Annotated in this window: 13 protein-coding genes; 6 read left to right on the forward strand and 7 right to left on the reverse strand. The window is 63.6% G+C overall.

The annotated features are described in order from the left end of the window. Window positions 1-522 (forward strand): single-stranded DNA-binding protein, encoded by a 522-nt coding sequence (locus tag BMW74_RS23435; RefSeq protein WP_093426486.1) that lies wholly within the window; start codon window positions 1-3, stop codon window positions 520-522. A 76-nt stretch (window positions 523-598) separates the two neighbouring features. Here the strand turns inward: BMW74_RS23435 and BMW74_RS23440 are convergent, their stop codons facing one another. Then, window positions 599-1,153, reverse strand: a complete 555-nt coding sequence (locus tag BMW74_RS23440) for a cysteine hydrolase family protein (protein ID WP_093426487.1) — start codon at window positions 1,151-1,153, stop codon at window positions 599-601. Between the two features lie 96 nt (window positions 1,154-1,249). Here BMW74_RS23440 and BMW74_RS23445 point away from each other — a divergent pair, with 96 nt between their 5' ends. From BMW74_RS23445 to BMW74_RS23460, 4 genes are all read left to right on the forward strand, one after another. Then, the gene (locus tag BMW74_RS23445) at window positions 1,250-2,245 is read left to right on the forward strand and encodes a GlxA family transcriptional regulator (RefSeq protein WP_093426488.1); all 996 of its coding nucleotides are present in this window, start codon (window positions 1,250-1,252) and stop codon (window positions 2,243-2,245) included. A gap of 92 nt (window positions 2,246-2,337) precedes the next feature. Next, window positions 2,338-4,437, forward strand: coding sequence for a mechanosensitive ion channel family protein (locus tag BMW74_RS23450; protein ID WP_093426500.1), 2,100 nt, complete (start codon window positions 2,338-2,340; stop codon window positions 4,435-4,437). A gap of 219 nt (window positions 4,438-4,656) precedes the next feature. Further along, window positions 4,657-5,544 (forward strand): sugar nucleotide-binding protein, encoded by an 888-nt coding sequence (locus tag BMW74_RS23455; RefSeq protein WP_093426489.1) that lies wholly within the window; start codon window positions 4,657-4,659, stop codon window positions 5,542-5,544. Continuing rightward, window positions 5,534-6,463: an NAD-dependent epimerase/dehydratase family protein gene (locus BMW74_RS23460; protein ID WP_093426490.1), complete on the forward strand. Its 930-nt coding sequence runs from the start codon at window positions 5,534-5,536 to the stop codon at window positions 6,461-6,463. Before BMW74_RS23455 ends, BMW74_RS23460 begins: the two co-directional genes overlap by 11 nt. A gap of 138 nt (window positions 6,464-6,601) precedes the next feature. Here the strand turns inward: BMW74_RS23460 and BMW74_RS23465 are convergent, their stop codons facing one another. The 5 genes from BMW74_RS23465 to BMW74_RS23485 all read right to left on the reverse strand — a co-directional run bounded on the left by BMW74_RS23465 (window position 6,602) and on the right by BMW74_RS23485 (window position 10,770). Continuing rightward, on the reverse strand, window positions 6,602-7,300 hold the full coding sequence (locus BMW74_RS23465; protein WP_093426491.1) for an OmpW/AlkL family protein: 699 nt from the start codon (window positions 7,298-7,300) through the stop codon (window positions 6,602-6,604). Between the two features lie 236 nt (window positions 7,301-7,536). Further along, window positions 7,537-8,052: a DUF3299 domain-containing protein gene (locus BMW74_RS23470; protein WP_093426492.1), complete on the reverse strand. Its 516-nt coding sequence runs from the start codon at window positions 8,050-8,052 to the stop codon at window positions 7,537-7,539. 11 nt (window positions 8,053-8,063) lie between these two features. After that, window positions 8,064-9,329: an ABC transporter permease gene (locus tag BMW74_RS23475; protein ID WP_093426493.1), complete on the reverse strand. Its 1,266-nt coding sequence runs from the start codon at window positions 9,327-9,329 to the stop codon at window positions 8,064-8,066. Between the two features lies 1 nt (window position 9,330). Next, entirely contained in the window at window positions 9,331-10,041 is a 711-nt protein-coding gene (locus BMW74_RS23480; RefSeq protein WP_093426494.1) for an ABC transporter ATP-binding protein, read from the reverse strand. 132 nt (window positions 10,042-10,173) lie between these two features. Then, window positions 10,174-10,770 carry a DUF2796 domain-containing protein gene (locus BMW74_RS23485; protein WP_093426495.1) on the reverse strand — a complete coding sequence of 199 codons (597 nt, stop codon included), beginning with the start codon at window positions 10,768-10,770 and terminating at the stop codon, window positions 10,174-10,176. Between the two features lie 132 nt (window positions 10,771-10,902). Between BMW74_RS23485 and BMW74_RS23490 the strand changes: the two genes are divergently transcribed. Then, the gene (locus tag BMW74_RS23490) at window positions 10,903-11,262 is read left to right on the forward strand and encodes a hypothetical protein (RefSeq protein ID WP_093426496.1); all 360 of its coding nucleotides are present in this window, start codon (window positions 10,903-10,905) and stop codon (window positions 11,260-11,262) included. 34 nt (window positions 11,263-11,296) lie between these two features. Here BMW74_RS23490 and trxA read toward each other — a convergent pair whose 3' ends face one another. Further along, entirely contained in the window at window positions 11,297-12,169 is an 873-nt protein-coding gene (trxA, locus tag BMW74_RS23495; protein ID WP_093426497.1) for a thioredoxin, read from the reverse strand. Between the last annotated feature and the right edge of the window lie 630 nt (window positions 12,170-12,799).

Raw genomic sequence — 12,799 nt, forward strand, 5'->3', positions numbered from 1 at the left:
ATGGCCCGTGGGGTTAACAAAGTCATATTGGTCGGCACTTGCGGCCAGGATCCCGAAGTTCGCTACTTGCCTAACGGTAACGCCGTGACCAACCTGAGTCTGGCGACCAGCGAACAATGGACCGACAAGCAAACCGGTCAGAAGGTCGAGAAGACCGAATGGCACCGTGTCTCGATGTTCGGCAAGGTGGCCGAGATCGCCGGCGAGTACCTGCGTAAAGGTTCGCAGGTGTACATCGAAGGCAAGCTGCAGACCCGCGAGTGGGAAAAAGACGGTATCAAGCGCTACACCACTGAAATCGTGGTCGACATGCAAGGCACCATGCAACTGCTGGGCGGCCGTCCACAGGGCGACCAGCAAGGCCAGGGCGGCGGCATGTCCAACTCGGCACCGCGTCCACAGCAGTCCCGTCCACAGCCTTCGCAGCAGCCGCAACGTGAGTCGCGTCCAGCGCCACAACAGCAGGCCGCACCGCAGCCGGCAGCGGACTTCGACAGCTTTGATGACGATATCCCGTTCTAGTCGCCAGCAGCCTAACGCTGCACGCTAAACACAAACCCGCGCTTGGGATCACCCAGCGCGGGTTTTTGGTTTCTGGCTATGGCTTCGCCGCGAGAAACTCAGCCGTGGACACCACGCTGGCGTAGGCAAAGCCCAGGGCCGACATGAACGCCGCATGCACCTGGGCGGCGGGGACCACCTGACCGTTGAACGTCAGGTCGCAAGTGGCGCAAGCGTCGTGGATCACGCTGACGTTGTAGCCAAGGTCGGCGGCGGCGCGTGTGACGCCGTCGATGCACATGTGGCTCATGCTGCCGACGATCACCAGGTTGTCGATGCCCTGTTGGTCGAGGATGGCCTCCAGTTCGGTGTCACGGAACGCATTGACGAAGTGTTTGAGCACCACCGGTTCGTCACTGCGGTTGAGGACTTTAGGGTGCAGCTTGGCGCCGTCCGAGCCAGGGGCGAAGAACGGTGCATCGTCTGCGCTGAATTCGTGGCGGATGTAGATCACCTGATCCCCGGCGTCACGAAAGGCTTGGATCATCCGGGCGGCGTTGTCCGCGGCTGCGTCGACACCGGCCAGCGGCCATTTACCCTGGGGGAAGTAGTCATTCTGGATATCGACTACGATGAGTGCTTGCTTGGCCATGGCGGTTTCCTTGATAAGTGTGTGGGGCGAAGTATTGGCCCCGACGGGCCTTTCGAGGATTGGCCGCACCGACAATAGCAGGGGGGAAACTGACAAATGGGTATGGAACGCACCGTCGCCGAGTTGGGCGTGCTGATCTATCCCGGTGCGCAGATGGCGGCGGTACACGGCTTGACCGATTTGTTCGCAGTGGCCAATGGCATTGCCGCCGAGCACCAGAGCGAGCAGTTACCGCTGCTGCGGGTCAGCCATTGGCAGGCAGACAGCACGCACGTACCGGATCGTGTCTACGACAGCTTGGCGGGCCACGACAGGGGGTTGGTGGCGCTGTTGATCCCGCCGTCGATTGGCGGCTTTTCCCCAGACCTGGCGACGCCCGCGCTGATGCAGTGGCTGGGTCGGCAGCATGCTGCTGGCGCGATCCTGGGCGGCGTGTGCGTCGGCTCGATCCTGTTGGCCGAAAGCGGCTTGCTCGATGGGCGCCGGGCGACGACGCATTGGACCACCGCCAAGCAGTTCTCCGAGCGTTACCCCGCGATCAAGCTCAATGCCGACAAGCCGATCATCGACGACGGCGACCTGATTACCACGGCCGGCTTGATGGCCTGGTCGGAGTTGGGCTTGCGTCTGGTCGACCGCCTGCTGGGGCCGAGCATCGCCACCCGCACCGCGCGTTTTTTGATGGTGTCCCACCGCGACAGTGCCAGCCAGTGCGGCAGTAACTTTGCGCCGATCCTGAACCATGGCGATGCGTCGATCCTCAAGGTCCAGCATTGGCTGCAAGGCAACGGCGCGGTGGACGTTTCGCTCAGTGTGATGGCGCAACAGGCCGGGCTTGAGGAGCGCACCTTCCTGCGGCGTTTTCGCGCGGCCACCGGCTTGAAACCCACCGAGTACTGCCAGCACCTGCGAGTCGGCAAGGCCCGGGAAATGCTTGAGTTCAGCAATGGCACCATTGATCACATCGCCTGGACCGTCGGCTACGCGGACCCGGGGGCGTTTCGCGCCACGTTCAAGAAAATCACCGGCTTGGCGCCCAGCGACTACCGGACGCGATTCGGTGTGACGCCCTTGGCCGTTGCGGCACGCTAGCCACAGCGTTGTGGGCATCTACGCTTGTAGGCAGCGCCGAAGGCTGCGATCTTCTGCGCCTCATGACCGAATCTGCGAAGGAGCACTGCGTGTTGTCTCAGTTCAAGGCGGCCCTATGCCTCGTGATACTGCTGTGTACCGTCAGCGTCCCGCTACAGGCGGCCACCTTGCCAGGCATGGCCGCGTTGGCGACAGCCGCCAGCCCTGCAACCCCGGCGGTCAAAGAGCCGATCGTCCAGGGCGGTTTGCTGGGGGCGATCAGTTCCAGCATCGACGATGTGCAAGGCAGGCTCGACATCAATGAGCATCTGGTCGAGGCCTGGCGCAAGCGCGCCGACGGTGCGGCCGATGAGGTGGATCAACTGGTCAACCAGCCGTCGGCCCGTTCCGCCTGGAGCGTCGCCGGGGACTTCGCACTGCTGACTTGCTTGTGGATTGGCCTGTTCGCGTTGCTCTGGTTGCTCGGTGGCCTGCTGACCAAGCGCCTGTGCCAGCAGCGCGTGCTGCTGACCCGCGAGCGCGGCCAAGCCTTGCTCGGCTACGTGCTGCCGTTCACCTTGCCGGCCGTGATCAGCCTGTTGCTGACCCTTTATTTCAGCCAGTTGCTGCAACCCTCGGCAGGCCGGGCGCTGGCGCTGAGCCTGGCCTACGCCACCAGTTCCGGGATCTTTGTCGCCTCGCTGCTGATGTCGCTGGCGGTGTTGTTCAACATTGGCCACAAGCGCAGCGCGGTGCGGATCATCCGCCGCAACGTCCCGCGGCCCTTGTTCGTGATGGGCTTTCTGGTGGCCCTGAGCGATGCGCTGACCAGTCCGCAGATCGCCCATCGCCTGGGTGACAACCTCACCAGCAGCATCGCGGTGTTTACCGGGATGGCGGCCTCGCTGATTTTCGGCTGGCTGGTGATCCGCATGCGGCGCCCCGTTGCGCACTTGATCCGCATCCTGCCCCTCAACCAACGCCTCGGCCAGCCGGCCGTGCGCGAGACGCTGCGGATTTTCTCGGGGCTCTGGTACTGGCCGATCCTGTTGATGGTGCTGGTGTCGGTGATCGACCTGATCGGCATCGGCGATGACAATCAGCAGGTCCTGCGCTGTGCGTTGTTCACCACCCTGTTGCTGATTGCCACGGTGTTCCTCAGCACCCTGCTGCAACACCTGTTCAAGTCGCCAACGGTCCAGGCGGTGCAGCGTAGCGGGGCCTACAAGGAGCGTTTCCTCAGTCTGTCCCATGCCCTGCTGCGTATCCTCATGGCGATTGCCTTCATCGATATCCTGGGGCGGATCTGGGGCGTGTCGCTGTTCGAATTCGCGGTCAGCAACGCGGTCGGCCGGGCCATCAGCGATTCCCTGAGTCGCATCGGCTTGATCTTCCTGGTGACCTGGCTGGTGTGGGTGGTGCTGGACACGGCGATCCAGGAAGCGCTCAAGCCGGCGGTCAGCAAGCGCAATGCGCGCCAGCCCAGCACCCGGGTCAAGACCATCCTGCCGCTGTTGCGCAACGCGATCAAAATCATCCTGGTGGTGATCTGCGCGATTACCACCATGGCCAACCTGGGGATCAACGTCGCCCCATTCCTGGCGGGGGCCGGGGTGGTGGGGCTGGCCATCGGCTTCGGCTCGCAGCAACTGGTGCAGGACGTGATCACCGGCTTGTTCATCATCATCGAAGACACCCTGTCGATTGGTGATTGGGTGGTGCTCGACTCCGGCCATGCCGGCACGGTGGAGGGTCTGACCATCCGGACCTTGCGCCTGCGTGATGGCAAGGGCTTCGTGCACTCGGTGCCGTTCGGGCAGATCAAGGCGGTCACCAACCAGTCCCGGCAGTTCGCCTTTGCGTTCTTCTCGGTGCAGTTCACCTACGACACCGATGTCGACAAGGCCATCGTGTTGATCCGCGAGGCGGGGCGCTCGATCAGCGAGGACCCGTTTCTCAAGTACAACCTGCAAGGCCCGCTGGAAGTCTTCGGCATCGACAAGATGGACCTCAACGGCGTGACCCTCACGGCGCAGTTCCGCACCGTATCCGGTGGTCAGTATGCGGTGAACCGGGCGTTCAATATCCGCTTGAAGAAGGCTGTGGATAACAGCCCATGGGTGCATTTCGCGCAGACTTATCCACAGCAGGTGATCGTGCATGAACGGCATGGGGATAAGCCTGAGGCTGACCCCGCATTGCCCGCGAGCTGAGCGAGCGCACCTGTTTAGATGCACTGTGTCGCCGTATGGGCGCGAGCCTGTCGGATCGCCGCAGCGTCGCGGCAGCACAAAACCTTCGGATCTGCACTTTACGGATGACGGTTGCGCATTAAACCCGCAAAATGCAACGATTCTGGCAACTCTCATTGGCAAGGCCTGCGGGCGCTGTCGACAAATCATCGTTCCAAACAGACTGGGCCTGCTGACTCTATGCGAATGCGCCTTATGTTACTGGGTGGCGGAAATGCCCTTGGGCAGGCGCTGATTCGCCTCGGTGCGGAGGAAGACATCGGCTTCCTCGCCCCCCGTCCCCCGCAAGACGGCTGGGACGCCGCGAGCCTCACGCAACTGCTGGACGACACCCGTCCGGATGCACTGATCAACCTGGCCTACTACTTCGACTGGTTCCAGGCCGAAAGCGTGCCTGAGGCACGGCTGGCGGCGCAGGAGCGTGCAGTCGAGCGCCTGGCCGAGTTGTGCCAGCATCACAACATCGTGCTGGTGCAACCGTCCAGCTACCGAGTCTTCGATGGCTCGCGCGCCACGGCCTACAGTGAAAAAGACGAACCCATACCGCTGGGCCTGCGTGGCCAGGCGTTGTGGCGGATCGAGCAAAGCGTGCGGGCAACGTGCCCACAGCACGTGTTGTTACGCTTTGGCTGGTTGCTCGACGACAGTGCCGACGGCACCCTCGGGCGTTTCCTGGCCCGGGCCGAGTTGCCCGACGCGTTGCTGATGGCCGACGACCGACGGGGCAACCCGACGCCAGTGGATGACGCCGCGCGGGTGATCACCTCGGTACTCAAGCAGCTCGATTGCGCTGCGCCCTTGTGGGGCACCTACCACTACGCCGGACACGAGGCGACCACGCCGCTGGCGCTGGGGCAGGCGATTCTGACCGAGGCCCGCAACCTGCATCCGCTGGCCATCGAGGCGCCGACCGCCCAGGCTCATGCCGCGAGCCCGGATGCCACCGAAGAACCGCAGCACGCGGTCCTGGCCTGCAAGAAAATTCTCCACACCTTCGGGATCAAGCCCCGCGCCTGGCGCGCCGCGCTCCCGGCCTTACTGGATAGGTTCTATCGTCATGGCGCATAGCCCTGTTTTAATCACCGGCGGTGCTGGCTTCATCGGCTCGCACCTGGCCGACGCGTTGCTCGCCAAGGGTTACTCGGTGCGCATCCTCGATGACTTGTCCACGGGCAAGCGCAGCAACCTCGCGCTTGACGATCCACGGCTCGAACTGATCGAAGGCGACGTTGCCGACGCGGCCCTGGTGGCCACGGCGATGCAGGGTTGCAGCGCCGTGGCGCACCTGGCGGCCGTGGCGTCCGTGCAGGCCTCGGTGGATGATCCGGTGCGCACCCACCAGAGCAACTTCATCGGCACCTTGAACGTCTGCGAAGCGATGCGTCAGGCCGGGGTCAAGCGGGTGCTGTTCGCCTCCAGTGCGGCGGTCTACGGCAACAACGGCGAAGGCGCGTCCATCGACGAAGACACTGCCAAGGCGCCGCTCACTCCCTATGCCTCGGACAAGTTGGCGAGCGAGTACTACCTCGACTTCTATCGGCGCCAGCATGGCCTGGAGCCGGCGGTGTTTCGCTTCTTCAACATCTTCGGCCCACGCCAGGATCCGTCATCGCCGTACTCCGGGGTGATCAGCATCTTCAGCGAGCGCGCACGCCAAGGCCTGCCGATCACCGTGTTTGGCGATGGCGAGCAGACGCGGGATTTCCTCTACGTCGAGGATTTGGTGGGCTTGCTGGTGCAGGCCATCGAAGCACCGACGCTGGAAGTCGGCGCGGTGAATGTCGGCTGGAACCAGTCGATCACCCTCAAGCAAATGCTTGAAGCGTTGCGCGAAGTGGTGGGCGAGTTGCCGCCGATCACCTACGGACCGGCACGAGCGGGTGATATCCGCCATTCACGGGCCAATAACCAGCGCCTGCTGCAGCGTTTCACCTTCCCCCAGCAGACCCCGCTGAACATCGGCTTGGCGCGCTTGTTGGGCCGCTGAAGCCGCAGAAACCAGGGCGACACAAACCACGGTGGGAGCGAGCCTGCTTGCGATAGCGGTCTGACAGTCAACGTTGCATTGACTGAAAGAACCTTATCGCGAGCGGACTCGCTCCCACAGGTTGTTACGGGGTGTGAGTTAGAACTTGTAGCCCAGGCCCACCATGTAGACCCATGGGTCCACGTCGACGTTGACCTTGGCGCGCGTGCCGTTGCCGACGGCGCTGTTGTCCACGTAGCCGGTGGTGTCGATGTCGATGTAGCGCACCTGGCCGTTGATCATCACGTTCTCGGTCAGCATGTAGTCAGCACCCACCTGCCACGCCATGCCCCAGGAGTTCTTGGCCCGGAAGTTGTTGAACCCGTTGGCGCTGGCTTCGCTGCCGACGTGTTCGTCAAAGATCCAGGTGTAGTTGATGCCGGCACCGACATAGGGTTGGAACACCGACTTGTGATCCAGTGGGTAGTACACCAGGCTCAGGGTCGGTGGCAGTTGCTTGAGGCTGCCCAGCTTGCCGTTGGCCGGCGCCAATGCCGTGCCCTTGAGCTTGATGTCGTGTTCGAACGGCGTGGCCGCGAGCAGTTCGACCGCCAGGTTGTTGGTGAGCATGTAAGCGAAGTTCAGACCCAATTGGGTGTCGCTGCTCATGGTCGCCTTGCCGCCCAGGTCGGTGCCCGCCAGGGAGCCGCGATCGACCTTGACGTGACCGCTGTCGGCCGTCGGGTTTACGGTAATGGCGCCGGCACGGACGATGATGTCGCCTTCGTCGTGGGCGTGGGCGAGGGGGGCTGCAAGCGCGAGTGCAATGAGGGAAGCGCTAAGCAATGACTTGTGCATGGGGGCTCCAAGGGGATATGTAAATTCTTTGATACATGGTAACCGGCCCCTTGGAGGGGTAATTGACGCAGCTCAATGAAACCATGAAGGGACGCCGTTGTGTGGCGGGGTTGCGGGCCTCTTCGCGGGCAAGCCTCGCTCCTACACGTGACGTGCGTTATGACACCGATCTGATTAATGTCGCCAGACCCTGTGGGAGCGAGCCTGCTCGCGAAAGCGATCTGGAGCCTGCGGGCTCACTCCGGCAATTCATACACATAGATCTTATCGGCATCCATCTGATACCCGGCATCGGCCAACTCACTGCTGGACGCCTTGACCTGTAGCGCGCCTTCGATCCAGTACGGTTGATACAGCTCATCGAGCTTCACCCCCACTTCACTCTTGACGTGCACGATCTGGTTCGACGGCGGTGGCGGCACGTGGATGCAGGCGCCGAAGTACGGCACCAGCAGGAACTCGGTGGTGCGTCCCGCTTCGTTGACCTCCAGCGGCACGATGTAGCCCGGCAGGCGGACGTCCTGCCCGTCGAGGCTGTTGACCACCGGCGCATTGGGCAGGTCCTGCCTGGCGGCGGGTGCGGCTTCGGCCAGGGTGCTGCTCATCTGCGACAAGTCGTGCAGCGGCGTCATGTTCGGCACCTCGGGCGCGGCGTCCGGCGGAATCATCTCCGACCACGTCAGGTCCCTGGGCTGGGCCGCCCACAGCGGCAGGGCAACCAGCATCAACAGCGCGAGTAAAGCGCGGGGCATCGTGTAGGTCCTCACAAACGAATCGACAGGCCATCGGCCAGGGATTGGCGATAGGCGCGCCAGGCCGGCACGCAACCCATCAACAGGGCGGCGAGCAGGATGCCACCGAGCAGCGTCCATTCATACTCGCTTGGCCACGACAACGGCAGGTACAGGCCGTAATTCGATTGCACGTAACCCTGGGCGAGGGCGATGCACAGGTACAGCAGCGCGACACCGGCGACCACCCCGGACAGCGCCAGGGCAAAGGCTTCGAGCACCAGCAGCGTGGCGATGTGCCGGGGCTTGGCGCCCACCGAACGCAGGATCGCCATCTCGCGGCGGCGCTCGTTGAGGCTGGTGAGGATCGCCGTGAGCATACCGATCAAGCCGGTCAGCACCACAAACAGCGAGACCACGAACAGCGCTTTTTCGGCGGTGCCCATCAGGCTCCACAGCTCCTGCAAGGCCACGCCCGGAAGGATCGCCAGCATCGGTTCGCCGCGGAATTCATTGATCTCGCGCTGCAGGGCAAAGGTCGAGATCTTATTGTTCAGTCCCAGCATGAAGGCGGTGATCGCCTGGGGCGTGAGGTCCATGTTGCGGGCCTGGTCGGCGCTGATCCGGCTGTTGCCCCGGGCGGGCGCGCCGTTGTGCCAGTCGACGTGGATCGCCTCCATACCGCCGAGGCTGATGTGCAGCGTACGGTCCACCGGGGTGCCGGTGCGCTTGAGGATACCGACCACGGTGAACGGTTTGTCGTCGTGCTGGACCAGGCTGATCACGGCCACGCCGTGGGCCAGCACCAATTTGTCGCCGAGCGTGTAGTGCAAGGCGTCGGCCACTTCAGCCCCCAGCACCACCTCGAACGGGTCGGTGGCGAAGGCCCGGCCGCTGGCCAGTTGCAGGGTTTGCTGGCGGCCGTACTGGTAATGCTGGAAGTAGGCGTCGGTGGTGCCCATCACCCGGTAGCCACGGTGCGAGTCGCCCAGGGAAATGGGGATCGCCCACTTCACTTTCGGGTTGTTGGCGAAGTGCTCGAAGCTGTCCCAGCGGATGTTGTTGGTGGCATTGCCGATACGAAACACTGAGTACAGCAGCAGGTTCACCGAGCCTGAGCGGGCGCCGACGATCAGGTCCGTGCCGCTGATGGTGTTGGCAAAGCTGGCGCGGGCTTCGGTGCGGACCCGCTCCACCGCCAGCAGGAGGCAGACGGACAGGGCAATGGCGAGCGCGGTGAGGATCGCGGTGAAGCGGCGGTTAGCCAGGCTGGCCATCGCAAGACGAAACAAATACATCTCAGACCTCGGTAGGCGTGGCGGCGCGATTGAGCTCGGCCAGCGACAGGTGACGATCGAACAGCGGTGCCAGGCTCTGGTCATGACTGACGAACAACAGGCTGGAACCGGCCTCGCGGCACTCGGCGAACAGCAGGCGGATAAACGCCTCGCGGGCGTCGTAGTCCAGGGCCGACGTCGGCTCGTCGGCGATCACCAGTTCCGGCTGACCGATCAGCGCCCGGGCGGCGGCGACCCGTTGCTGTTGGCCGATGGACAGCGAGTCGGCGCGTCGGCCGAGAATGCCCTGATCCTTGAGGCCCAGGTGCGCCAGCAACGTGGCAGCGGCCCGGTCGACGCTGCCGTGGCGCTGGATCGCCCGCTGCGCGCGCAGCTTGGAGAAGTGGCACGGCAACTCGACGTTTTCGCGCACCGAGAGAAACGGCAGCAGGTTGAACTGCTGGAAGATGTAGCCGGTGTGATCGACGCGAAAGCGGTCGCGGGCGCCGGCCGACAAGTCGGTCAACTCCTGGCCGAGCAGGCGCACGCTGCCGCGATTGGGCTTTTGTACACCACCCAACAGGCCCAGCAGGGTGGTCTTGCCACTGCCGCTGGGGCCCTTGAGGAACAAGGTTTCACCGGGTTCCAGGCGGAACGCCGGGATATCCAGCAGCGGCGGGTGACCGGGCCAGTTGAAGCCCAGGCCGGACAGTTCGATGAGTGCTTGGGTCATGGGGAGCCAGTCAAATTAGCGATAAACCCTGTAGGCGCGAGGCTTGCCCGCGAAGGCGATCCGACAGCCGATGCCGCTGTTGAATGCAATGGCCTCTTCGCGGGCAAGCCTCGCTCCTACGGATAAGGTGGATCAGAACTTCAGCGCGGCCGCCTTGGCGGTCACTTCAACGCCTTGCTGCCCGCTCGGGCCGATCAGTTGTACCTGAATCTTCTGGGTCGCAGGGAACGTGTTGAAGAGGTTCGCCAGGTCCAGGTGCTCCAGCACGCCCGGTGTGGCGCAGGTGAGCTGGTAGTGGGCGTGGATTTCGCTGTGGTCGTGGTGATGCTCGTGGCCGTCGGCGTCCTTGGCGTCTTCGTCGTGGTCATCGTCGACGTCCGGTTTGTCACCAAACAGCGGGCTGTTCAGTTCCTGGCTGGCGACCGTGCAACCGGCCTTGGACGGCAGGCCGAACAGCGCCAGCGGTTTCTCCAGTTGCGCCCGGACGGCGGCGACCTTGGCCTTGTCTTGCGCGGTGCTGGCGACGTGTTCGAAACCCAGCAGGTTCATCGCCGGGCTGTCGAATTCAAGTTCCAGGGTCTGGCCGTCCAGTGCCGCATTCAAGCGCCCGATGCCGTGTTCGTGAGGGGCGAGGCTGGCGTGCTGAGGGTCGTGATCATGCTCATCGGCCGCCTGGGCAATGGCCAGCGGCAACAGGGCAAACGGCAAAGCGAGAATCAGGCGGCGCATGGAGAGTCTCCGGGGGAATGTAAATTCTTTGTTATGTGATCTTATAACAGTAGTGGCCGGAGTTTGACCGTCCGCTTGGCGTTGCGCAAGGTGCATGGGAGCATGTTCGTCACAAATCTTGAGGGGATGCCAATGGTGCGCATACGTGGAAGCATCGGCGACTGGCCGGTGGATTTGACCCTGGAACTGGATGACGACGATTGGGCCCGGCTCGGCGCGCTGCTGCCCGTCAGCCCGCAGGACAGCGCCATACCGACTGCCAGCGCGGTGGCCAAGCCAGTGAATCAGGACGTCGCGCAGTGGCAGCTCGCCAGGGAAATACTGTGCAAGGCCGGGCAGATGAGCGGCCCGCAGTTGCTGGAGCAATTGGAGGTGCTGACCGGCAATGCCACGGCCGGCAAGCGCCTGCTGGTGCGCCTGCGCCATTGTGCCGAGGTCAAGGTGTTGAGCGGCGGGGATACGCCGCTCTATAGCTGGGTCGGGCCTCACTAGCTACAGGGCCTGCACCCACCCTGTTCGGGGGCGCTTAGTACAGCGCGGCAAACAGCTTGCGGCGATAGGTGGTCACCAGGGGGTGATCGTTGCCCAGCAGTTCGAACACCTGCAGCAAGGTCTTGTGGGGCAAGCCTTCGCTGTAGCTACGGTGGCGGATGAACAGCTTGAGCAGCGAGTCCAGCGCCGGGTCGTATTGCTGGCGGGCCAGTTGCTGGATCGCCAGTTGGTACCCCGCTTCGTCATCCTGAGGGTTCTGCGCCAGGCGCGACTTCAGGTCGGCGACATCCGGCAGGCTGGCCGCCAGGCCGAGGAAGTGGATCTGTGCCTTGGCGCCCGCCAGTGCGGCCTTGTGCTCGTCACTCGTGACGGCATCGAGCACGGCCTGGGCTTCGCTCAGTTCGCCCCGTTCGGTCAGGCAGCGGGCATAGAGAATCAGGGCGGCGGCGTTGCTGTTGTCTTCGCCCAGCAATGCCTTGAGCAGGGTTTCGGCGTCGGCGTAGCGGCCTTCGTCGAACAGCGCCTGGGCCTGTTCCAGCGGGTCGGCGGCGGGCGGTGGCGGCATCTGCACATGGGGTTCGAGCAAGGCGCGCACGGCGGATTCAGGTTGGGCGCCGGCGAAGCCATCCACCGGTTCGCCGTCCTTGAACAGCACCACGGTCGGCAGGCTGCGGATGCCGAAGCGGGCGACGATGTCCGGTTCGGCATCGCAGTTGACTTTGGCCAGCAGTAACTCGCCCTGGTAGCTCTCGGCGATGGTTTGTAGCATTGGCATCAGTGCCTTGCACGGCGCACACCACTCGGCCCAGAAATCCACCAGCACGGGCTTGTGGAACGAGTTCGCGATCACCGACTGGTCGAAGTCGGCGGTAGTGGCGTCGAAGATGTACGGCGTTTCCTGACTCATGGTGATTCTCGAAAAAAACGTGGATGGGGCAACTATACGGCTTGCTGGGGATGGCCGGAAGCGCAGGTGTTGCCTGGCAGTTGGCCTATCCCTTGCGGATGTACCCAGGTCCAACTGTGGGAGCGAGGGCGGCTTGCCGGCGAAGGCGGCCTTCCGGCCGGCCTATCTCTGGCGGGTGGTGTACATATCCGTTGCTGCGGTAACGGCTGCTTATGGTTTCGCCCTTACGGCGAGTCCCTTTTGGCAAACGCCGGAGTGCCGGCCCAGCCCAAAGGAACCAAAAGGTCTCGCCCCGAGCGTCCGGCCCCTCGCTAAGGCTCGGGGTACCTTCGCTACGGTATCCCTCTGGGGGCATCGCCTCCGGTTTGCTTCGCTGCACCTCCATGCGATGAGTTCGACTGCGTCGAACGGCGCTGCGCGCCAGTCCCCAGAGGGACACCTGCGCTCAGCCTGCCGAAGGGGCGGGTGGATCAAGATCAAAAGCAAGATCAAGAGCTGCAGGCGAGCTACCGCTCGGCCTGTTGAGTGGGGAAGGGCGGATTGGGGTGGCTGGGAGTCTGGTGGTGGTGATTTTGCTTTTGGTGCGGGCTTGCCCGCGAAGGCGGCGTAACCGGCAACATCATAGTTGAC

The organism is Pseudomonas sp. ok272, from assembly GCF_900109995.1.
Lineage (GTDB): Bacteria > Pseudomonadota > Gammaproteobacteria > Pseudomonadales > Pseudomonadaceae > Aquipseudomonas.